The following is a 23,642-nucleotide window of genomic DNA, read 5'->3' on the forward strand; positions in this document are numbered from 1 at the left end:
GTCCTCTCCTACTTAAAAAATGCTGTACCTATACGAACAAAGGTGGAACCGAATTGAATCGCTTCTTTATAATCACGACTCATTCCCATACTTAACTCAGTCATAGGCATATTTGGAATTTGTTTTTCTTGGATTTCTCTTTGCAAATCTTGGGTCGCCTTGAAAATTTCTTTCAACTGCTCACTGCTAGCTTCAAAGGGGGCCATCGTCATTAAACCAACATATTCAATCTTATCTAGTCTGGCTAACTCTGGCAAGATTTCCAGCAGTTCCTCTCTCGAAAAACCGTGTTTGCTTTCTTCTTTAGAAATATTTACTTGAAGGAAACACTTGATGACTCGGTCACTTCTTTTTTGTATTTCCTCTGCTAGCTTGACGGAATCCAAGGCATGGAAATAATCAACGTATTGAATGACATCTTTCACCTTACGTCTTTGCAAGGTACCAATCAAATGCCAAGTCACATCTCGATCTTTTAAAGCTTCATATTTCTCCAGAAACTTATCGACACGATTTTCACCGATATGATGAACACCTAGCGGAAGCAAGGCTCCCGCTGTCGGTACATCTACATACTTGGTAACTGCAATGACAGAGACTGAACCACTCTCTCGATGAGCATTCAGACTCGCCTCTGCGACTTCTCGAAAAACAAGTTCTGTATTTTCTTTTACATTCATTTACTTAACGATTTTTGAAAAATGGAGGTGTATCCAATTCATCTTCATCTTGTGATGTTGGGGCTTCAAAGCGTTCAACTGGAGAAACGACTGAATCTGTTGTACGAACAATCGATTCACGGCGAAGATCCCAATCACCAAAAGCAGATGCCTGAGTTGGTTCCAAACGACGTGGATTTTGTTTTGGCAATTCAGCTGTTTCTGCCATATCAAAATGACGATCAAAGCCATGTGAATGAGCTGGTTTCACTGTCTCACGGTAGTTAGTAGTAGGTCTAGCTTGTGGAGCCACAACCTTTTCTACGCGGTCTTGACGAACACCTGTTGCAACAACTGTTACACGAATTTCATCACGCATACTTTCATCAATTGAAGTACCGAGCCAGATGTTCACTCCTTGACCTGCTGCTTGGTTCACAATTTGTGAAGCCTCTTCTGCCTCAATCAAGGTTAAGTCAAGACCACCAGTTACGTTGACAATCACATCTTCTGCTCCATCAATTGTTGTTTCAAGAAGTGGAGAGTAAATTGCCTTACGCGCTGCTTCAACAACACGTTCTTCTCCACTACCGATACCAATCCCCATAAGAGCATTCCCTTTGTTTGCCATAACTGTTTTCACATCGGCAAAGTCAAGGTTAATCAATCCTGGATTGGTAATCAAATCGGTAATTCCTTGAACACCTTGACGAAGAACGTTATCCGCTTCGCTAAGAGCCTCCAAGAGCGGTGTTTTCTTATCAACAATTTCAAGCAAGTTGTTGTTTGAAATAATCAATAGAGTATCTACATGCTCACGTAGTTGATTGATTCCTTCTACAGCAAATTGTCCACGTTTGCTTCCTTCAAAACCGAAAGGACGTGTTACAACACCAACTGTAAGAGCACCTAAATCTTTGGCGATACGAGCAATAACAGGGGCAGCTCCAGTTCCAGAGCCTCCTCCCATACCAGCAGTGATGAAGACCATATCTGCGCCACTGATAGCTTCTGTCAGTGTTTCTTCGCTTTCTTCAGCAGCTTTACGACCAACCTCAGGTTGACCTCCTGCACCCAAACCGCGAGTCAATTTAGGTCCCAACTGAATAACAGTCTCAGCTTTTGTACTACTCAATGCTTGTACATCTGTGTTTGCTGCGATAAATTCTACGCCTGTAACACCTTCGTCGACCATACGGTTGATGGCATTGCCACCGCCTCCACCGACACCAATTACTTTAATCACTGCACCTTGAGCAGCAGCTGTATCAAATGAAAATGTCATAATTTATTTTTCCTCTTTATTCGTCAAACATGCTTCCGATCAAGCCACGGAAACGATCTGCTAATTTCGGTTTATTTTGTGAAGCTTGTTGGAAATCCGCCATTGGTTCTGTAGGCGCCACCGGCTCTACTTCTGGAGCAGGAGCTGGTTGAACAGGCGTTGATTGTACAAACTGAGCTGTTTTCTGTATCATTCCCCCAAAACTAATTGGCTGATGAGTCAGAGCAACTTCACCCTTGACCGCTCTTTGAGCCAAAAGATTGACTTCTGTCAATTGTCCAGCAAATTCTGATAAACTAATCACATGCGCAAAGGCTGGATTACGGATACCAACTTGATTTGGAACATAAAGCTTGACACGGACGCCAAATACTTCCTGAGCAAGTTCAACCATACCTGGTAAAATGGCATTCCCACCGATTAAGACAATACCACCAGGGAGCTCCAATAGACGTCTTCTATCTAATTCTTGCTTGATTTGTTCAAGGATGTGCTTGATTCGTGCAGAAATAATTTCTGACAGGTAGGCTTCCGTCACTTCGACTGCTTCTACTTCTCCAATAACTTCTACTTGGAAGGTTTCTTTACTTGCAAGAGGAGGGTAAGCCTCTCCATAGTTTAATTTCAAACCTTCAGCCAACTTCTGAGAAGTTTTCAAGACTTTAGAGATATCCTTAGTTACATAATCTCCACCTTCTTGGAGAATATTGGTGAACTGAAGTTCTTGGTTACGGATTGTAGCGACAGTCGTTTGACCTGCCCCCATATCAATCACTGTAGCACCAAATTCACGTTCACCTTCGTTCAAAACTGATTGAACCATTGCTAGTGGCGAAATAATAATATTTTCAACCTGAACACCTGCACGCTCAACCGTCTTACGCAAATTGTGCAAGATAGTACGAGGACCTGTATAAAGCAAGCCACGCATTTCAAGGCGAACCCCCATCATGCCACGTGGGTCACGAATCCCTTGGAAACCATCCACAATAAATTCTTCAGGAATAAAGGTAATGACTTCACGGTCAGGTGTCATACTCTTTGTCAAAGCTGATTTGACAACATTTTCAACATCTTGATCCGTAATTTCCTTGGTATCAGATGTTACTGGAATCATCCCTTGAGTTGGTTCTACCTGCAAAAGATTACCAGGCAAGCCGACATTCACTGATTTAATCGAAATGCCTGCCTTTTCTTCTGCTTGGGAAATAGCTGACTTGATAGCAGTTGCTGCTGCATCAATATCAACAATAATTCCATCCTTTACACCTTTACTTTTGGCATTACTCACGCCAATTACATTTAATTCACCATTTCTCTGCTCGGCTACAAGCACCTTGACAGAGCTTGTTCCAATATCTAGACCTGTAAAAAAGCCTTCTCTAGCCATTACATCGCATCCTCTCTATCTTCCAAGTTTCGCACTTCGTATTATTCCATAGCTAAACCTAGGCATAGCTATTCACAGAATATTATAACACAAAAAATCTAATTGTGCTTAGTTTTTTCCTAAATTTACTTGCTATTTTTTCACTTTTGCTCATCAACTTTGTTTATTTTCCAAACAAATTATAAAAAATCAGATTTATGAAAAAAGAAAGCTCATTTCTAAGCTTTCTTTGCAATCATTTTTTCTGCTTCTTGTTCTAAAAATAGTTCCAAGATTTTCTTTGTCAACGTAATCGCCGCTGACAAGGCCAGAGAAACGATTAAATAATTAGCTACTAAGCCATGGTCTCCAACCAATGGTGGTTTTGTCAGAAATCCGTAATCTCCACCTGTTACTAAATTGACCACAAAAATCAAGGCATTTAGTCCAAAGGTCATGAGAAAAATTCCCTTCACATCCAGCAATCGCGCATTATACTGTCTCAATAGATAAACTAGAGAGTTCCCCAAGAGTGCTAAATGCCCAAAGATAAAGGACAAAATCGCAATATGGGGGAAAGGATAGGCATCTGGCACTGGATAAACAAAGGCTGCTAATGTCCCAAATGTTCCTAGCAATGCAAAATACTGCCTATATTTAGACTGACCAGGAAGCAAGAGCACCACAAACATAGCCATACGGCAATGGTAAAAGGGTAAACTTTCTGACAGTGGCATATGATTGACCCAATACCAGCCATAAAGGAGGATCAACTGAACTGCCTGCAAGATTTGGAAAAATCGTTGGTAAACCTTCTTTTCACGATAACGATAGGCTGTATAAAAGGTCAAGGCTAATAGTGTAAATATACTCACGTACCAAAAAAGGTCAAATTTGGGTGGTTCTGTTGCTTGGGTCGTAAAGAAAATATCCCATAAATTCATCTAGTCTTCCTCATGATTCAAAATTTTCCTGCATATTATTATACCATGCTATTTGTCAAAAATGGATTTAAAAATACGTAAATGTTTGACAAAATCACTTGTCTTCATGTTCTAAACTTTCTACCAGCTTAGCTAGGTTCATGGAGTTAGAGCCTTTGAGCAAGATTTGATCATTGGCACTGAGGCTTTCCTTAACCTGCTTAACTAGATCTTCAAATTGGTCCTGGTCTTCTGTTTTCTTGAAGTAGTAAACATGGCCAATTGGGAACATTTGACTAGCCAATTGGGCTAATTCAGCAATATCTTCTCCATAGAAAATCACGGTATCCAGTACATCTGGTGAAAGGCTCAAAATCATCTGATTATGGAGTTGAATAGACTGATCGCCGAGTTCCTTCATGTCTGCTAGAACAGCGATTTTCTTGCCTCCTTCATTGGTTGGAATGGCAGAGAATGTCTCCAAAATCAACTTCATAGCAGTTGGATTGGCATTGTAAACATCTGATAGGATATCTGCTCCATTGGCTGCTTTCTTCCACTCGGTACGGTTACGTGTTAATTCAAGATGTTGGAAGGCCTGACGAATTTGCTCCTCTGAAACTCCTTCTTGTAGGGCAACATAAGACGCAATCATGGCATTAGTGGCATTGTACTTACCAGTCACTGGCAAATCGAGGGCTTGTTCCAAGAAGTTAGCCTTAAAGGTCAGACTATCCTTGCGCTCAACCAAGTCGGTAATTTCCAGCTCTGCTCCTTGCCCAAAACGAACCACCTTTTTATCAGCTGGCAAGTAGTCCTCTACAATGGAGTCAGCTGGTGCCAAAAGCAAAGAACCCGAAGCCATACCGTCTGCAATTTGCATTTTCCCTTTAGCGATTTCCGAACGGTCTTTGAAAAAGGCCAAATGGGCTTCTCCAACTAAGGTCACAATGGCTGTTTTTGGACGAGCTAATTCAGACAAGAGATGAATATCTCCCAAGTGATCCTGCCCCATCTCCAAGACCAACTTTTCTGTCCCTTCAGGCATATGGAGAACTGTGTAGGGAAGTCCAATCTCGTTATTGTAGTTTCCTTGTGTTTTGTAGGTCTTGTAGGTCGTTGACAGTAAATGCGCTAACATATCCTTGGTCGTTGTCTTACCGTTCGAACCTGTAACTGCAAAGACATCAACAGCCGTTTTTCCAAGATAATAGGCTGCTAGTTGCTGAAAGGCAGTCAGCACATCATCTACTAGAATGTAAGGATGATTTGAGACCTCTTTCTCAGACAAGGTTACTGCTGCACCATTTTCAAAGGCTGTTTCAATAAAGTCATGGCCATCACGCGCACCTTTAAGTGGCACAAATAAATCTCCAGTTCCAATCAAACGACTATCAAACTCAGCTTTTTCTAACTGGATGTCCTCAAAGATACTGACATCATTTTTGACTCCTACAACTTGAGCCACTTCATGAATTGTTAATTTCATTTCTACTCCTTTAAAAAGGGTTGAAGTCCAAGAACTCTAATCACCTTACAGTGATGGTTCTGGCTTCTACCCTCTCTTTTCATTCTTATAGCAAATGCGCTTCGCGCTTGTCAAAACTTTCCTTGGCAAGGTCAACCAAACGCTCGATTAGTTCTGGATAGCTGATTCCCATATTGTCCCAAAGCAGTGGGTACATTGACCACTGGGTAAAACCTGGCATGGTATTGAGCTCGTTTAGGAAAATCTCTTCCTTATCTGTATAGAAGAAATCGCAACGAGAGAGACCGAGGCCACCAATGGCACGGAAGGCTGTTTCCGCATTTCGACGCATGACAGCTACCACATCATCACTGATTTTAGCTGGGATATCCATGGTAATCTTGTTGTCAATATACTTGGCATCGTAGTCGTAGAAGGCAACATCCTTGACTACTTCTCCTGGTAGGGTGCTTTTGACATCGTAGTTGCCCAGTAGACCAACCTCGATTTCACGAGCATTCACTCCTTGCTCAACCAAGACACGGCTGTCATATTGGAAGGCAAGTTCCAAAGCTTGGCGGAGTTCTTCTTGATTTTCAGATTTAGAAATACCGACACTAGAACCCATGTTTGACGGCTTAGTGAAGACTGGATAAGTCAATTTTTCTTCCACTTCAGCGATTTTAGCAGTCACATCATCGCCTTCAACGATGGCCACATAAGGAACTTGGGCAATGCCAGCAGATTCCAACACACGCTTAGTAGTGATTTTATCCATGGCAAGGCTTGATGACAAGATGTTGCAACCAACGTAGGGCATTTTCAAAACTTCTAAGAATCCTTGAACAGAGCCATCTTCTCCCATCGGACCGTGAAGGACTGGAAAGACCACTGCCCCTTCTTCGTAGATGGCACTTGGTGCAACTTTCTTATCCCAATCAATGGTCGCATTGGTCATGAGACGGTCCTCTTGACCTGGAGTCTGACTAAACTCTTGAGTTTTGATAAAGTCACCTGACTGACTGATAAAGAAAGTCTTAACTGTGAAACGGTTGTAATTGACCGCACGCATGACACTCTCAGCTGAAAGGACAGAGACTTCACGCTCTGCACTCCGTCCACCATATAAAAGAATAATCGTTTGTTTCATATTATTTGTCCTAATTCTACTAGAATACTCGCTCTTTAGTATATCATATTTGCTTGTTTTTTTAAAACTTGAACCTGACACTACTCATCACACTATACAAAAAAGGCCGATAGGAACGATTTTCAGCCTCCTTGATTTTTTATAAATGAATGGAGTTCGTAAATTTGTCTACACTTACAACTCTGTTCGATTTTCAATAGCCCGTAAGAGGGTCACTTCGTCCGCATACTCGATATCTGCTCCCACAGCAAGGCCTCGTGCCAGGCGAGTGACCTTAATCCCAGCTGGCTTGAGTAAGCGGGAAAGATACATGGAAGTCGCTTCCCCATCTGCTGTGGCATTGGTTGCTACGATTACTTCTGAAACCTCACTATCCATCAGACGAGTCATGAGACTCTTGAGATTGATATCATCTGGACTGATACCATTCATAGGAGAAATAAGGCCATGCAGGACATGATAGAGGCCATGGTATTCTTGGATGTTTTCCATGGCTGCCACATCCCGACTATCCTCTAGCACCAAAATCGTTGTCTGGTCACGAGTCGGATCGGTACAGATAGAGCAAGGGTCGTCGTCTGTCAAACGTCCACAAATGGAACAGTAGGTCAATTCTCTCTTAGCAGAAAGGAGATTTTTTGCAAATTCATTGACATCATCATCAGACATCCCAATCGTATAAAAGGCCAGACGCGTAGCCGTCTTAATCCCGATACCTGGTAACTTGGAATAACTGTCAATCAGCTTGGCAATGGGTGTTGGATAAAGCATAATTTCCTTTCTAATTCATTGGATGGTATTTTTGATACAGATTGATAATATCACGCGCAATGGAAGGTCCTACACCATTTGTTAGATTGGTATTATGAGGAAAGACCACTGCAACAGCGATTTGGGGATTATCAGATGGAGCATAGGCCACCGCATTGGTATTGGTTGCTTGCTGACCATCTGCCACATAGCTTTCGGCTGTACCCGTTTTTCCGCTAATAGATACCAAGGCACCATTTGAAAAGGCACGTCCAGTTGTCAAGCCACTAGTCCCATGAGCAACCTGATAAAAACCTTGGTGCAAGATACTCATATCGGAGTCGGATATATTGACCTTATTCACCTCTGTCGGTTGCAGTTGCTGAATCAAGTCGCCTAGGCCTCCCTTATCATTATTACCATAAATGCCTTCAACAATACGAGGAGCCACACGAACACCATCATTTGCAATAGTTGCTACATACTGAGCCAACTGCATGGGCGTATAGTTATCAAACTGCCCAAAGGCATTAGTAATGTAATTAGCAAAGCTATAGTCTTTGGGAATAAATCCAGTGGATTCATCTGGTAGGTCAATCCCAGTCGCAGATCCCAAGCCATATTCGCCAAAGGTTGAACGCAGTTTCCCCATAGCAGACTCTAGATTGCTGGTACCGACAAACATATTGGGTTGATAGGTTTGCCCCATAAGACCTAAGGCTGTTTGGACCATATAAGCATTTGATGAATACTCTAGAGCCTGAACTGCCGTAATCGGCATTGGCACAGAAAAGGCAGTATACCAAGAATTAATTGGAGCTGAACCTTGAAAGACAATGGACTGGTCTGTCAAGGTCTGGTTTCCTGACAAGACTCCATTTTCCCAACCAGAGCTGATGGTCGCCGCCTTGACAACCGAACCTGGGACAAAGACATTGGTTACCGTTCCCAAGGAATCTGGCGTCAACTCTCCCGTTTTCAGGTCATGTTTGATCCCTGACATGGATAACACAGCACCTGTTTTTGGATTAAGGGCGACTGCATACACACCCTCAGAATACTTGGCTCCACCATTTCCTAGCTCGGAATTGAAATAACTTTTCAGCAAAGCATCCACACTATCTTGGAAGGCCAAATCAATGGTCAGCTTGATATTGTTTCCCTTACTACCTTCCTCAATTGTATCCACGCTTTCCATATTGCCATATTTATCCAGATGGATTTCTTTTACCGAGCGTTTTCCTTGTAAGGTCTCTTCATATTGCTTTTCCAAATAGGAGGTTCCAACACGGTCATTTAGAGAATAGCCTTTTTTAAGATAGGCTTCTGCTTCTTCCGCTGGGAGACCAGCTTTTTCACTGGATACACTCCCTACTATAGAAGAAAGGGAAGTTTCCAAAATCTTTCGATCCCAAGAAGTAGAAATACTAATGCCAGGCATCTCCTTTGAAATAGAGGCAATAACAGCCACCTGAGAATCATTTAGAGGATCTGTCACAATGGTTCCTGTCGCAAAGTTTCCAACAGCATTTAACTGACTAAAAAGATAGATTTCTTTCTTTTCATCCTCTGTATAGTTTAGTTGACTTGTTGGGACACTATCGACCGCATTGTTATACAGTTCTGATTCGGATAGGCGATTGCCATCTGAATCCAATCGTTTCTCACTTGGGAGAGCTTCCACCGTTTTTTTATAGATTTCAGGATCAGCCAAATAGTAATCAGCCAGCTGGCGTTCTGTCAAATTTGGCGAACTGATGCTCACATAAGTCAGTAACTTTTTAGCTATTTCTTTTAAGTCTGTAGCCGTCATTTTATTGCTACGCGTAAAGGAAACAACCTGTTTTAACGTATTTTCTACCAAAGGTTTTCCACTAGCATCATAGATTTCCCCACGGGCAGAACTGGTTGTGACCTTGGTCTGACTAGCTGAGGCTAGCTTTTTTTCGTAAAAATCCTTGTTCAAAACCTGCATATACAACAAACGACCAATAATGGTCATAAAGAGTAAAATGACGATTGAAAACAATAAATTAAGCCGAATCGGAATCGAATGGCTGTTAAATTTTCTCATACAAATCAGTCTCATTTCTAACTTAAAATCTTACTCTTAATTGTACCACAATTTGAGCAGAAAATTATGGAAAAGAAAGAAGCTTTTTTTCGTTTTTACAGTAAGATACGTTTTTATTTATCCATCCCTATATTATATGTTATAATGAATGTAAAAGTTCAATAATCTAGTCTTTTTCCAACACGACTCATTTAAAGGAGCCTTCCCTATGGACAAACCAGATATCGCAACTGTCATTGATTCACATTTTGAAGAAATGACAGACCTAGAGCAAGAAATCGCTCGCTATTTTTTACAAGCAGAAACCATTCAAGATGACCTTTCCTCCCAACAGGTCACTCAAAAATTACATATCTCTCAGGCTGCACTAACTCGCTTTGCTAAAAAGTGTGGCTTTACTGGCTACCGAGAATTTATTTTCCAATACCAACATGAGGCAGAAAATCAAGCCAACCAAGTCTTCAAGCACAGTCCACTGACCAAACGAGTCCTCAGAAGTTATAGCAATATGCGGGAACAAACACAAGACTTGATTGACGAAGTCCAACTAGAACGAATTGCCCAATTAATCGAAGATGCTGAGCGTGTCTACTTCTTCGGAACAGGGAGTTCTGGTCTTGTTGCTCGTGAAATGAAATTGCGCTTCATGCGTCTGGGTGTGGTCTGCGAGGCTTTGACCGATCAAGACGGCTTTGCCTGGACAACCAGTATTATGGACGAAAATTGTCTCGTACTTGGTTTCTCACTTTCTGGCACAACTCCCTCTATTTTAGACAGTTTATTAGACGCTAAGGAGATGGGGGCAAAGACTGTACTCTTTTCAAGTGTTCCCAATAAAGATAGTCAGGCCTACACAGAGACTGTTCTTGTAGCCACCCACAGCCAGTCTTCCTATATCCAACGAATATCCGCTCAACTTCCTATGCTCTTCTTTATCGATTTGATTTATGCCTATTTTTTAGAAATCAATCGCGAAAGCAAGGAAAAAATCTTTAATAGCTACTGGGAAAATAAAAAACTCAACGGCTATCGTAGACAAAAACGTGTCAGAAAATCCTAGTTTGGCTGGGCCAAACTAGGATTGTTTTGTCTTAAAATGATAATATGCACCAAGCATACCTGCTGTATTTTGGTGATGGGCAAATTCTAATCGTGTTTTCTCAGCTAGGCTTGGCACCAAGGCCGCCTTCAAGGCTGTACGGATTTTGGGTTTGAGGATAGCCTCTTGCCCCATGATACCACCCCCGAGAATGACTACTTCTGGATTAGCAACGTAGCAAATATTTGCCAGACCTTTTCCTAGATAGTCTACCATACGGTCAATACCAGCCATGCAGATTTTGTTGCCTTCAGTGGCTTCCTTAAAGATGCGTCGGCCATTCCACTGGTCGACTGGATCTCCATGTGCTTCAGCTACATATTTCACTAAAGCTGTTGTAGAAGCCAAATCTTGGAAAGCCCCATCCTGCATATGCATATACCCGACTTCACAGGCCGAATTGCTAAATCCATGGAAAACCTTCCCATCCATAATCAAGCAACCACCGATACCTGTTCCAATGGTCAAGCAAAGGGTGACACTCGCTCCCTTGCCTGAACCAGATACTGCCTCAGCAAGACCTGCACAGTTGACATCATTTTCAATTTCACAAGGAATAGTAAAGCTAGTCTCGATTTCCTTCTTGAACTGGGTTCCTGCATAATTTGGAATCTGAGGCCCAGCATAGAAAATTTCTCCCTTATCCGGATCCACCATTCCTGCAGAAGAAATGGCAACACCTGCTACTGGTCCTTGTTCTAAATAGCTGGCTACGATATCTTTTGTCTTTTGTAAAATATGTGGTCCACCTTTATGCGCCTCTGTTGGCATTTCATGCGATTCAAGAAGTTGCCCCTCTTGATCAACCAAACCATACTTGATGTTAGTTCCACCGATATCAATTGCAACATAGTGTGTCATAAATACCTCCTTATGGATTAGAGGAAGCGCTCCTTGGTTTCGCGAATCAAGGCTGCAGCTGCTTCTACAACTGGACGATCTTCTTCCGTTACTGGCGTCAATGGTGAACGTACAGAACCAATATTCAAGCCTTCATTGATCTTCAAGACTTCTTTAATGACACCATACATATTACCATGTGCAGCAGTCAATTTACCAATGATAGCGTTGATAGCATACTGCAATTCACGCGCTGTTTCCAAATCTTTATCTGCAATCAACTGATTGAGTTTCAAGAATAGTTCTGGCATAGCACCATATGTACCACCGATACCAGCTTTGGCACCCATGAGGCGACCACCTAGGAACTGTTCATCTGGACCGTTAAAGACGATATGGTCTTCCCCACCAAGGCTTACAAAGGTTTGGATATCTTGAACTGGCATTGAAGAGTTCTTCACACCGATAACACGAGGATTCTTCAACATTTCTGTGTAAAGGCTTGGAGTCAAAGCAACCCCTGCCAATTGAGGAATGTTGTAAATCACGTAGTCTGTGTTTGGAGCTGCAGAACTGATATCGTTCCAATATTTAGCAACTGAGTATTCTGGCAAGCGGAAATAAATCGGCGGAATCGTTGCAATGGCATCTACACCCAAGCTTTCTGCGTGGCGAGCCAGTTCCATACTATCTTTAGTATTGTTGCAGGCAACATGAGCAATGATGGTCAATTTACCTTTGGCAACTGCCATGACTTCTTCCAAAATTAACTTGCGGTCTTCAACGCTTTGGTAGATACATTCACCAGAAGAACCATTGACGTAAAGACCTTGAACACCTTTATCAATGAAGTATTGAACCAAGGCACGTGTGCGCTCTGGGCTTACTTCTCCTTGATCATCATAACATGCGTAGAAGGCCGGAATGACACCTTCGTATTTTTTTAAATCTGACATAGATTTTCTCCTATTATTTCTATTTTCTGCTAAAGCAGATTCTTTCTTTACTTCTTTAGTATACACTTTACCAAAAAGGCTTTCAATATCTTATAGACACTTAGATTTTAGTTTCTCGCTTATAGAATAGCGTTTGGAGCGTTTGAAAGTAGTTTCAGAAATAATTGCACCCCTTACTCATACTTAGCAAATAGCTTTTCCATCACTCCCACTTGTAAAAAAGCAAGAAATCCAAAACCAAAGAGAATAAAAGCTGATCCTCCCAATAGAAGGGTAAAGGCTGATAGATATAGAATCATCAAAATCAAAAAGATAATTGCAATCATCAAGATAAACCAAGGAGCGTTAAAACTAGCCAACATCAATCCTTTTTGAAGAATTTCTTTCCAAGATAGGTCATAGCGCGCAGCGATAGGATAGCTAGCCAACATCACAATGGTAAGGAAAATCAGAATACCTAGACAAATAGCTTTAACCAATTGGAAGGGCAAAGCTGTTTGACCCCAGAAAAGATAGAGATCTGAAAGGGTTAGAAATACAATTCCTAATTCTAACATCCCCAACTGAAAACCTAGGTTCAAATTTTGCCTGAAAACTCTTAGATAGGTTCTAAAAACTGGAACACGTCTGCTCTTCTTAACTTCGAACATGGTCTCGTAGAGGCTGATTTTAGCCACTCCAATCGTTACGATTGGCAAACAAGTTACTACAAAGAGAAGATTGACTGTTACAATATCTAAAACCTTCTCACTAATTCGCATGAGAAAATTATCTGTATCAAATGCAGCCTTGATGAGACTTCTTCCTTTTTGTGACATGTTTGCTCCCCCTATAATTTAATTTATATCACTTGCTAAATCATTCCGATTTATCAATTGATAAGATTCAACTCTTAAACTCAATTTTCAAAAGTGCTTAGTAAGATAGTCATCAGCTATCTCTGCTGATCATTCTAATCAATTAAAATTTTAAACAAATACTTGCGAACTTGATCTTCCATACCTGCATAACCATTTGGTTGATGTGGCTCTCCTGGGAAGAAAATCGCAAAATTGTGATAACCCAACAAGAGTGGGTAGTGTTCATGACAATGGACAAAACCAATGTCACTTGCTTCGTCAAATGCTACTGCCTCGTCTTTGATACGTGAACCGTAGCTCGAATATTCATGCCCTTCTACCAACAAATGCAAGTCTGCATAGTTCTTGTGATGTTCAAACTGGTCATTTTCAGCTTTATTTAGGACATTTTCTTGAACAACTAGAAAGACCTTATCACCATCAATATCATATTTTCCTAACTCGAATGAATCTTTACGATGTTCATAAAGATAATCAATTGCCTTGTCAAGATTGGGATGAATCCCTTTATAGAAGCTAATATTTTTCAAATCGTCAAAAATCATTATTTTCTCCTTTAAAAATCGTCATTAAGCGATTAAAACTAACACCTCCAACAGTGTCATTTACTGTCGGAGGCTTTTAGATAGTGCTAGCAATAGCCAATTGATACTGTAAAAGAAATCGTTTCTTATCCTTTGACCGCTCCCATAGTAATCCCTTGTGTGAAGGATTTTTGGAAGACAAGGAAGACTGTTACGATTGGCACAGCAGCAAGGGCAGCTCCTGCCATAATCAAACCATAGTTGGTTGCCATTTCAGCCTGCATGGTCGCAACCCCAAGTGAGATGGTCAAATTGTTACGTGAAGTCAACATAACCAACTGCATGAAGTAGTCGTTCCAAGTATTGATGAAGGTAAAGATTGCAAGAGCCGCAAACCCTGGTTTTACAATTGGGAAGGCTACGCTCCAGAAAGTACGAATCTCACCACAACCATCGATTTTAGCTGATTCAAGCAACTCTGTTGGGATGTTTTCGCTAAATTGTTTCATGAGGAAGACACCAAATGGCCATCCAATCAAAGGCAAGATAACTGCCCAAAGAGTGTCATGAATTCCCATGAAGTTGACGATACGTACCAATGGTACAAGGACAACTTGTTTTGGAAGAGCCATAGCAGCAATAAAGATTGCAAAGAGGATACGTTGACCATAGAAACGTTTTTTAGCCAATACATAACCTGCTAGAGATGAAGTTGCACAGACTAAGAACATAGTTACCAATGAGATAAATACTGAGTTCCACATCCATTGCATAGCAGGGTTTTGCACCATGAGTTGTTGGAAGTTTTCCATGGTTGGCATTTTAGGGAACCACTGAGGAGGAATAACGATTGTATCAGGTTGTGATTTAAATGCCCCTGTCAAAATCCAGTAGAATGGAAAGATGAACAGCACAGTCAACAAGAGCAAAATGATTGTTGAAATAACAGTAAAGGCTGTTAATGGTTTTTTTTCTGTAGATTGCATAGCTGTCTCCTTTCTTTAGTATTCTACGTCGTTTCCGAGTACTTTAAATTGAACAAAACTTACGATAGCAATCATGACTGCCAAGAAGACACCGATGGTGTTGGCATAGCCATACTCTGTCAATTGGAAGGCTTTTTCGTAAAGGTAATACATAAGTGTACTTGTTGAGTAGTTTGGACCACCAGATGTCAAAAGCTGAATCAAGGCAAAACACTGGAATGAGTTAATTGTTGTAATGATTGCAATATAAAGAGTTGTTGGAAGAAGGCTTGGCCATTTAATCTTCCAGAAGACTTGAAACTCAGTTGCACCGTCGACACGCGCCGCTTCAACCAATGAATTGTCAATATTCCCCATAGCAGCGATATAAAGGATAATCGGCTGACCAACTGAAGTTGTCAAAAGGATAATCATAATCGCCATCAAAGCCCAGTGTTTGTCTCCCAGCCAAGAAATGTTCTGGCTGATGATATGACTTGACTTAAGGACAAAGTTTAGAATCCCTGATAGTGGGTCATAGATCCATTTCCATACAACTGTTACGGCAACACTACCTGTTACAACAGGAAGGAAGAAGACGAAACGGTAGAAAGATCTGGCAATGGCATTTTGATGATAGGTCTGCGATGCTACAAAGAGCGAGAATAGAACAACAACTGGTACAGATCCAATAACCAGGATAACCGTGTTGATCAAAGACTTCATAAAGACAGGGTCTTTAAACATACGGATATAGTTGTTTAAGCCTACAAACTCAAAGTTTGTCATAGAGTAATTAAAGAAACTTGTAATGAATCCCATAATCATAGGAGCCAATACAAAGATGACAAAGAAGAATAATACTGGTGCTAGGAAAGCGTAGGAAATCACTGTTTCCCGCATACGAATTTTATTGACTTTCACAGTCGGCACCTCTCTTTCACAAATAGAATATTTTGGATTTTCTTGAACTGTTTTAAAATCAAAATGAAATTTTTTAAGATTAGCTTATGTAAGAACTTCATTTTAATTTCGTGACAGTTCCTTACATTTCAAATAAAATCCTCCCTTTTCTTACATAGGCTATGCACAGGGAAAAGGGAGGAGTCAATCTGATTTAGTGCTTATTGTTTTGTAGCTTTTTTAATTGTTTCGTTCGCTTTTTCAGTGAAGGCTTTCAAAGCGTCCGCTGGTTTTTCGTCACCATTTGATACAGATTGCAACATTGGGAACCAAAGTGTTCTCATTTCAGCAAAACCATTGATAGTGTTGTAGTATGGTGAGTAGTATTTAGTCCAACCACTGATTGTTTCCATACGTTTGTCATCATAAAGTTTGCCAAATGATGTACGAACTGGGAAGGCACCTGTACGAACAACGTCTTTTGGACCCCATTCTTTGTCATCCGCAATAAATTGGATGAATTTCTTAGATGCTGCAACTTTCTTGTCGTCTTTGTTGTTGAATACTGCAAATCCGTTTACAAGGTATTCAAGAGCTGGTTTGCCTGAATCTGATGGGAATGGTACTTCTACCACTTCTACTTTACTTGCTTCCAAGAGTTTAGCTTGGATACCGTTTTGAGCTGGTGCCCAAAGGATTGTGTAAGATGTTTGACCGTTGGCAAAGTTTTGGATATCTGCTCCACCGTCAAATTGTGAACCATTATTGAGCAAATTGTCTTTAATCCAGCCAGTTGCTTTTTCAAGACCTTTGACGAATTTAGGATCATCAGTTGTATATTTTGTTACATCTTTATCTGTTACAGAACCGCCGTAAAGGTTTGAGATGAAGGCACGTGTTCCTTGGTCTCCCCCTTGACCAGAACTGAACAATGAACCTGGTGTGTAGCCTTTGTCTTTAAGCGCTTTCAAAACTTTTTCAAAATCATCAGTTGTCCAACCTTCTTTTACAAGGTTTGCCACTCCAGCATCTTCTAACATTTTCTTGTTCATTGCCATGTAGAATGGAGCAGAACTAATTGGATACATGTAAGCCTTGTCTCCAGCTTTACTTGCTTGTACGATGTTTTCATTGTTGACATCTTTAACAAATTCATCTGTGAAAAGATCGTTCAACTCAGCCAATTTACCGTTTTTACCGTATTGGATGATACGTCCTGGTGCATCAAAGAGTACGTCTGGAGCTGTTCCAGCTTCGATAGCTGTTGTGATTTTTTCAGGACCTGACTTGAAGTCGATGGTTTCCAATTTCACTTTTACATCTGGATTGGCTTTTTCAAAAGCTTCGATGATTGATTTTTCATAAGTTCCAACACCGTCACCAGTTTTTTCTTGGGTAAATACTGGGAATGCCCACCAAGTGATTTCTGTTTTGGCACTGTCACCACCTGATTTGCCAGCATCTTTACTTCCGCCAGAATTGCCACAAGCAGCAAGACCAAGAACCGCAGCACTCGCAAGTACTGTACAAGCTAATTTTCTAAATTTCATCTGTATTCTCCTATGTAATAAGCGTATCCAACTTGGATAATGAGTTCTTTATTTCTTGTATGCGATTTCATTCCATCCTACTCATCCACCACTCTCCTCTGTTTTAAGATTGTGTTATTTGAGACCAGCAACAAAGCGTTCTGTAATCTCTTTTGGTCTAGTAATAGCGCCACCAACAACGATACCTCGCACTCCATATTCAAGGATTTGTTTGGCTTGTTCTGGTGTATGAATTTTCCCTTCTGCAATGACATCTACACCGGCATCGCAGAGTTTTTTGATGAGTTCAAAATCTGGGCCGTCTACTTTTGGACTGTAGGATGTGTAGCCTGATAAGGTTGTTCCGACAAAGTCAATTCCTGCTTCGACCGCTGCCAATCCTTCTTCAAAAGTACTGGTGTCTGCCATCAAGAGCTGTTTAGGATATTTCTCCTTAACCTGACGAATGAACTCTTGAATTTCCAAGCCATCGTATCGTTCACGCTTGGTACAATCCAGAGCAATCACCTCGATGTCCAGTTCTGCCAATTCATCAACTTCTTTCATTGTAGCCGTGATGAAGGGTTCTTGTGGCGGATAATCTCGTTTGATTATTCCAATAATCGGAAGTTTGGTGACTTCCTTGATTTCCTTGATATCGCGAACACTATTGGCTCGGATACCGACTGCTCCACCTTGCTCAGCCGCTTTGACCAGCAAGGGAATCACCCCTCCCGCTTCTGTATAAAGCGGTTCATGAGGAAGAGCCTGACAAGAAACGATGATTCCATCTTTGATTTGCTCAATCAAGGCTTCTTTGCTAATATGTGGCATCCTCTTACCTCCTTTTCCTTTTTCTTTGTTTCTATAAGATTATTATACCTTAAAAATAAAACGCTTTCAAGAGTTTGTAGTACAATAGATTTCAGTTTCAAAAACTAGCCAAGTCAAACAGCTCCTCTAAAAGTACTTTCAGAGGAGCAAGTCGACCTATAATAGGAGAATACCAAAATTTAGTTTACAATTTCTGACAATTTTACTTTGCGATCTTCAAATATAGATTGGGTACAAGCATCTGCAGTAGCAATTGCTTCTAGAGCAGCTTCACCAGTCAATAGTTTTGCAAATTCTTCTGATACTGGAGCTCCTTGCATAATCTCATGCAGATATCGCATTTCTTTGTCAATCACAGATGATAACCATAATGGAGTACGTTTACCTGGTTTACCATAAGCAATTGCTCCGTCCATCTCTGTACTATGATAGATACGAGTACGATCATCATCTTCTTCTTGCGATTCATGAATCAAGAAATAGCTTTCTTGCCCATCTAGCTTAAGAGTTCCTTTACAGTTGAATAAGTCTAGGCGGATAGCGCCTTTCGTTCCTTGGATTAAGACATAATGTTCACCCCAACGATAAGCTGACCCCCATTCTAACAAGGCAAAACGCTTATTAGAAAATTCCATATTGACAAAAATCATATCATCTTCATCACCGAAATGTTCACCTTCATGGGCTACATTTCCACCCGTCATGGTTACAGTTTCAGGCATGCCACCCATAAGGAATTGGACACAATCCAATTCATGAATATGGTGATACAAGTGACCACCTGATTTTTCACGAATTTTTTTCCATGATACTGACGGCTGTTGTTCTTCCCAACCATTACGAGCTGTGTGACAATATAGAACGTCTCCGATAACTCCTTGATTAATTAGTTCTTTTGCATGATGGACACCATTGAAGAAGTTCATAATATGTCCTGCCATAAAGGTTACATTGTTTTCTTTACATGCATCTACCATCTCGCGACAATCTTGATAAGAAAGCGCAATTGGTTTTTCACAGAAAACATTTTTACCATGTTGTGCAGCCTTAATAACCGGTTCCTTATGAAGATTATTTGGAGTTGCGACGATAACACAATCTACTTCATCGCTAGAAACCAACTCATCTAGGGAACTTGCTACTTTTGCTCCCAATTCTTCTGCAATCGCCTCTGCATTATCTGGGTCATAGAGAAGAGTAATCTCTGCTCCATCATTCTTTTGCATATAGCGAGCCAATTCAGCTCCAAAATACCCTGTTCCAACAACACCGTATTTAACCATGTTTTTTCTCCTTTATTATTGAATAAACTTTCTAATTTTAACTTATACTTCTCTTCAAACCGCGTCAACGTCGCCTTGCTGTGCGTATGGTTACTGACTTCGTCAGTTTCATCTACAACCTCAAAAACGTGTTTTGAGCTGACTTCGTCGGTTTTATCTGCAACCTCAAAGCTGTACTTTGAGCAGCCTGCGGCTAGTTTCCTAGTTTGCTCTTTGATTTTCATTGAGTATTACTTCACAGATCCTTCTGATAATCCACTTGCAATTTTATTTTGGATGATAGAGAAGAAAATGATTGATGGAAGAACTACAATAACAGATGCTGCCATCATATCTCCCCAGTCTAAGATTTCTGAACCATTAAGTGATCGAAGGGCTACTGCTACTGTCATCTTTCCTGTATTGTTAATCAAAATCAAGGCATACAAGAATTCATTCCAAGCATTGATAAATGTATAAATAGCTGTTGCTACAATACCTGGTGCTACAATCGGTAGCACAACTTTATAAAACGTAACAAATTTATTCGCACCATCAATTCGAGCTGCTTCTTCAATTCCAATTGGAACTGTTTGGAAAAATCCAACTAAAAGCCAAACCGCATATGGAACACTAAAAGATAGATAAACCATCATTAAGCCAAATAAACTATTTGTTAATCCAACTTTAGCAATGGCAATTGAATAGGGAATTGCTAACAAAATTGGTGGGAAAATGTAGGTAATGACGAGTAGTCTTGACATGATTGCTCCCAATTTAGGGAAGAATCGAACAATACCATAGGCTGCCATAGCAGAAATAATAATCGCAATAACAGTTGTAGCTAAGGCAATGATTAAACTGTTTCGAATGTTATCAATAAAGTGCAAATCGTTGATAACATGAGTAAAATAATCTAATGTAAACTGTTCAGGCCAAAATCGTGTTGGATACTGAGTTAATTCCCCTTTCCCCTTGACAGAAGATATGATAATCCATACCAATGGGAAAATTGCAACAATGGTCGCACCAATCAAGAGTACATGTGAGAGAATATCTAAATAAATACCGGATTTCTTCTTCATTATTTTCTACCCTCCTTTTCCCACTTACTGATGATAGCAAAGTAGATAAAGCAAATCGCCACCAAGAAGATAAAGAGCAATACCGTAACTGCTGAAGCACGACCCAACAATTTAGTTCCCCAACCTAGGTTGTAAGCAAAAATTGGAAGCGTCGTTGTAGCATTGGCTGGTCCACCACCAGTAATGAGGTAGATAATGTCAAAGTTGTTAAAGATCCATACAGTTCTCAAAACAACTAGAAGCCCTACAACCACTTTAATATGTGGAAAGACGATAAATTTGAACACTTGCCAACTTGAAGCACCATCTATCTTAGCAGCCTCAAATTGTTCTTCGGGTACTGTTTGCAAAGCTGAAAGTACATTAACCATAATCATCGGTGCTCCAAACCAAATGTTGATAAACACCAAACATAGGAAGGCCCATGTACTATCTGTCAAAAATGCAGGTGTATGTTCCATTAAACCTAATTTTACGATTAGATTAGGTAAGTAGCCATAAACCCCGTTTAGAATCCACTGCCAAGAAAAGGCAATAACGATTGTAGGAAATGCCCAAGGAACAATCAATAAGGTTCTATATAATTTCTTAAAGTGGCGTACTCTGTGAAGAGCTAAAGCCAATACAAACCCTACTAAAACTTGACCAACTAATGAGAAAATGGTCCACTTAATTGAATTAAAGAACGCATTAAAGAAGTTGGGATCTGATAGCACAGCTTTATAGTTAGCTAAACCAACAAATTTATAATTAGGCATAATCAAATGCTTATTGGTAAAGCTATAAAAAATACTCGAGAAAAACGGATAAACAAAGAGTAATCCTACGATAATCATAGCTGGCAAAACAAATATCCAGCGAGTTAAATTACGTTCTTTAACCATTCTCCTTCTCCCTTCTTTTACAAGATTGGGCTAGGGCTTTTCAGCTCACTAGCCCACCTATTTTCTAGTCTTTTACATCTACTGAACAGCCTCAAATAAATCGTTTAATTGTTTTTCTGCTTCTTTTGCTGCTTTCATAGGGTCTGTTCCATTTGTAATGATATCTTGGAACATTTGTTCAATAATGTGTTGGTTAGTCAACATACCAGCTTGTACACTTGGTCCATTTTCATAACCAATAGCAGTACCTTTTTTAACAGCTTCAGTAATCACTTCTTCAGCATGTTTAAATTTCTTACGAGTTTCATTTTCTTTATAGGCTGCAGAATCGCTAATCCCCTTAATAGTTGGCAACATACCTACTGGAGTTGAATCAAGGAATTTAACGTAGTCTTCTTCATTATAAAGTGATTCTAAGAATGCTTTAGCAACTTCTGGATGTTTTGAATTTTTCCAAACAACCATTGGAATGTTTGAGGTTTCAATTCCTTGATCTTTATCAGACTCTTTGATTTTTGGAATAGGATAAGCATCAATCGAATCAATCAATTGAGGACTGTTGGCATTAATTCCTCCGATATGGAAGCCAGAGTTAAAGTCAAATGCTGTTTTTCCTTGATAGAACAAGGTAGCTTGTTGAAGGACATTAAAGTTCAAAGAATCTTGAGGTGAGATTTCTTTATACATTTTAACCCAGTATTTAATACCATCTTGAGCAAGTTGGCTTGTCAAATCTGCTTTAAGATCTTTTGTTAAGAGGCTTCCTCCACCACTACGTACGTAGAAGTTCAAGAAACGTGTTGCCATTAAGTCATTTGTTCCGAACGGAACAGACAAGCCATAAACTCCAGCTTCTTTCAATTTTTTAGAAGCTTCATAGAGTTGATCCCAAGTTTTAGGAACCTCAATATTATGTTCTTTTAACAAATCAGTTCTAACCCACATAACTTGTGCATGTGAATAAAGAGGAACAGAGTAGTAATCATCTCCGATTTTTGCTTCATTTAAGGCAGTTTCGTTAAATTTATCCTGTCCAATACGCTTGATAGAATCGTTTAACGGAACCAAAGCATCTGAGTTTACCATTTCCATTACTTGGTTAGGAAGAGCTGTACTGATATCTGGCACATTCCCATTTGCTAAACCTGTAGTCCATTTAGTATAGAAGTCATTCCAAGAGAATGTTTCAATCTTGATTTTCGTTTTTGGATGCTTTTGCATGAAAGCATCTGCTGATTTTTGAATACTTTCTAAACGTGGTCCTTGAGTAAAGGAGTGCCACATTGTAATCTCACCAGATAATTCTGTCGGTGGTTCAGTACTAGTTGTTGCTTCTTTTTTTCCTGAACAAGCTACCAAGGCAACGGCTGCTAGCGCAACTCCAGCTAGACATAAAAACTTTCTCATTTTTTTCATCGTTCTTCCCTTTCTACATTAAGAAATCGCAACTTTAAAGACAACTTTTTTCACAGGTTCATCATTTATACGAACCTTGGGTTGATGTAAATCTTCTGGAAAAGTGATGAGGCATTCGCCAGCTCTCAAATGAACCAACTGTTCCACTTTCCCTGTGTATAATTCAATATCCTTCTCTTCATCATACTCTTGGGTAACGCTTACATTTTCCGGCGACGTAACAGCCATGGCTTCTTCGTTTTCCAAAACTAAATGAATATCCAAATATTTTTGGTGTGTTTCAAAGAAAGCCCCTGCTTGACCATCTGCTAGATAAGTAAAGCAATTCCCAAACAATCGATTACCATCGATAGCAATCGAACCTTCTGTTAAATTTTCTAGTCCTGTTTTTTCTAGAAAATCTATTAATGTTGCAAAATGTGGATTTACTCCCACATAAGTTCCTAAACGGCTAATTTTTGTAATAATCATACCCTATCCTCCTTTCTCAATCTATTTTTCCTATCCAAGTTCCCCATTCTTCTGTCTAGCATTTTCTACTAGAAGGACATAAAAACACTACACTCTCTAGCCTATACTCTTTGAAAATCTCTTCAAACCACAGTCGCTTCACCTTGAATTATATAGGTCAGTCTTATCTACAACCTCAAAGCGGTGTTTTGGGCAATCTACTGCTAGCTTGCTAGTTTCTTCTTTGATTTTCATTCAGTATCTCCTCAATCTTCACAAGGAGGTCTGATTTTTCTAGCGACAAACAGAATAAATAAGTTAGTTCAATGAGCTACCTTCCTTATAGATGAAATTGAT

The 23,642-nt window shown here is 40.1% G+C and carries 22 protein-coding genes; 1 reads left to right on the forward strand and 21 read right to left on the reverse strand.

Annotated features, from left to right (window positions below; translation table 11 throughout):
- Positions 1-8: 8 nt before the first annotated feature.
- From HT720_RS03125 to pbp2b, 8 genes are all read right to left on the reverse strand, one after another.
- Complete coding sequence (locus tag HT720_RS03125; protein ID WP_173274682.1) at positions 9-680, reverse strand: YggS family pyridoxal phosphate-dependent enzyme; 672 nt, start codon at positions 678-680, stop codon at positions 9-11.
- A gap of 4 nt (positions 681-684) precedes the next feature.
- A complete protein-coding gene (ftsZ, locus tag HT720_RS03130) occupies positions 685-1,944 on the reverse strand; it encodes a cell division protein FtsZ (protein WP_000144272.1) in 1,260 nt (419 codons plus the stop codon).
- A gap of 16 nt (positions 1,945-1,960) precedes the next feature.
- A complete protein-coding gene (gene ftsA / locus HT720_RS03135; RefSeq protein WP_000090393.1) occupies positions 1,961-3,334 on the reverse strand; it encodes a cell division protein FtsA in 1,374 nt (457 codons plus the stop codon).
- A 218-nt stretch (positions 3,335-3,552) separates the two neighbouring features.
- Positions 3,553-4,257, reverse strand: coding sequence for a TIGR02206 family membrane protein (locus HT720_RS03140; protein ID WP_001055238.1), 705 nt, complete (start codon positions 4,255-4,257; stop codon positions 3,553-3,555).
- 94 nt (positions 4,258-4,351) lie between these two features.
- Positions 4,352-5,725, reverse strand: coding sequence for a UDP-N-acetylmuramoyl-tripeptide--D-alanyl-D-alanine ligase (murF, locus tag HT720_RS03145; RefSeq protein WP_173274683.1), 1,374 nt, complete (start codon positions 5,723-5,725; stop codon positions 4,352-4,354).
- 85 nt (positions 5,726-5,810) lie between these two features.
- Positions 5,811-6,854, reverse strand: coding sequence for a D-alanine--D-alanine ligase (locus HT720_RS03150; protein ID WP_173274684.1), 1,044 nt, complete (start codon positions 6,852-6,854; stop codon positions 5,811-5,813).
- A gap of 174 nt (positions 6,855-7,028) precedes the next feature.
- Positions 7,029-7,625 carry a recombination mediator RecR gene (gene recR, locus HT720_RS03155; RefSeq protein ID WP_000966754.1) on the reverse strand — a complete coding sequence of 199 codons (597 nt, stop codon included), beginning with the start codon at positions 7,623-7,625 and terminating at the stop codon, positions 7,029-7,031.
- A gap of 10 nt (positions 7,626-7,635) precedes the next feature.
- Positions 7,636-9,693, reverse strand: coding sequence for a penicillin-binding protein 2B (pbp2b, locus tag HT720_RS03160; RefSeq protein WP_173274685.1), 2,058 nt, complete (start codon positions 9,691-9,693; stop codon positions 7,636-7,638).
- A 193-nt stretch (positions 9,694-9,886) separates the two neighbouring features.
- Here pbp2b and HT720_RS03165 point away from each other — a divergent pair, with 193 nt between their 5' ends.
- The gene (locus HT720_RS03165) at positions 9,887-10,738 is read left to right on the forward strand and encodes a MurR/RpiR family transcriptional regulator (protein ID WP_173274686.1); all 852 of its coding nucleotides are present in this window, start codon (positions 9,887-9,889) and stop codon (positions 10,736-10,738) included.
- 15 nt (positions 10,739-10,753) lie between these two features.
- Here the strand turns inward: HT720_RS03165 and HT720_RS03170 are convergent, their stop codons facing one another.
- From HT720_RS03170 to HT720_RS03230, 13 genes are all read right to left on the reverse strand, one after another.
- On the reverse strand, positions 10,754-11,638 hold the full coding sequence (locus tag HT720_RS03170; protein WP_173274687.1) for an ROK family protein: 885 nt from the start codon (positions 11,636-11,638) through the stop codon (positions 10,754-10,756).
- 17 nt (positions 11,639-11,655) lie between these two features.
- Positions 11,656-12,573, reverse strand: a complete 918-nt coding sequence (locus HT720_RS03175) for a dihydrodipicolinate synthase family protein (protein ID WP_001281495.1) — start codon at positions 12,571-12,573, stop codon at positions 11,656-11,658.
- A gap of 173 nt (positions 12,574-12,746) precedes the next feature.
- A complete protein-coding gene (locus tag HT720_RS03180; RefSeq protein ID WP_173274688.1) occupies positions 12,747-13,391 on the reverse strand; it encodes a YesL family protein in 645 nt (214 codons plus the stop codon).
- Between the two features lie 134 nt (positions 13,392-13,525).
- Positions 13,526-13,978 (reverse strand): YhcH/YjgK/YiaL family protein, encoded by a 453-nt coding sequence (locus HT720_RS03185; protein WP_000575436.1) that lies wholly within the window; start codon positions 13,976-13,978, stop codon positions 13,526-13,528.
- A 125-nt stretch (positions 13,979-14,103) separates the two neighbouring features.
- Complete coding sequence (locus tag HT720_RS03190; protein ID WP_001192009.1) at positions 14,104-14,943, reverse strand: carbohydrate ABC transporter permease; 840 nt, start codon at positions 14,941-14,943, stop codon at positions 14,104-14,106.
- Between the two features lie 15 nt (positions 14,944-14,958).
- Positions 14,959-15,825, reverse strand: coding sequence for a sugar ABC transporter permease (locus tag HT720_RS03195; RefSeq protein WP_173274789.1), 867 nt, complete (start codon positions 15,823-15,825; stop codon positions 14,959-14,961).
- Between the two features lie 221 nt (positions 15,826-16,046).
- Entirely contained in the window at positions 16,047-17,375 is a 1,329-nt protein-coding gene (locus HT720_RS03200; RefSeq protein WP_173274689.1) for an ABC transporter substrate-binding protein, read from the reverse strand.
- A gap of 114 nt (positions 17,376-17,489) precedes the next feature.
- On the reverse strand, positions 17,490-18,188 hold the full coding sequence (locus HT720_RS03205) for an N-acetylmannosamine-6-phosphate 2-epimerase (RefSeq protein ID WP_173274690.1): 699 nt from the start codon (positions 18,186-18,188) through the stop codon (positions 17,490-17,492).
- A 179-nt stretch (positions 18,189-18,367) separates the two neighbouring features.
- Positions 18,368-19,471 (reverse strand): Gfo/Idh/MocA family oxidoreductase, encoded by a 1,104-nt coding sequence (locus HT720_RS03210; RefSeq protein WP_173274691.1) that lies wholly within the window; start codon positions 19,469-19,471, stop codon positions 18,368-18,370.
- Between the two features lie 230 nt (positions 19,472-19,701).
- A complete protein-coding gene (locus HT720_RS03215; protein WP_000730332.1) occupies positions 19,702-20,535 on the reverse strand; it encodes a carbohydrate ABC transporter permease in 834 nt (277 codons plus the stop codon).
- A complete protein-coding gene (locus tag HT720_RS03220) occupies positions 20,535-21,419 on the reverse strand; it encodes a sugar ABC transporter permease (protein ID WP_000237985.1) in 885 nt (294 codons plus the stop codon). The genes HT720_RS03215 and HT720_RS03220 overlap by 1 nt, the downstream gene beginning before the upstream one ends.
- A gap of 78 nt (positions 21,420-21,497) precedes the next feature.
- Positions 21,498-22,835: a sugar ABC transporter substrate-binding protein gene (locus HT720_RS03225; protein WP_000738775.1), complete on the reverse strand. Its 1,338-nt coding sequence runs from the start codon at positions 22,833-22,835 to the stop codon at positions 21,498-21,500.
- 18 nt (positions 22,836-22,853) lie between these two features.
- Positions 22,854-23,306: a YhcH/YjgK/YiaL family protein gene (locus HT720_RS03230; protein WP_000587470.1), complete on the reverse strand. Its 453-nt coding sequence runs from the start codon at positions 23,304-23,306 to the stop codon at positions 22,854-22,856.
- Positions 23,307-23,642: the final 336 nt, after the last annotated feature.

The organism is Streptococcus sp. 68 (assembly GCF_013277415.1).
In the GTDB taxonomy this organism is placed as follows: Bacteria; Bacillota; Bacilli; order Lactobacillales; family Streptococcaceae; genus Streptococcus.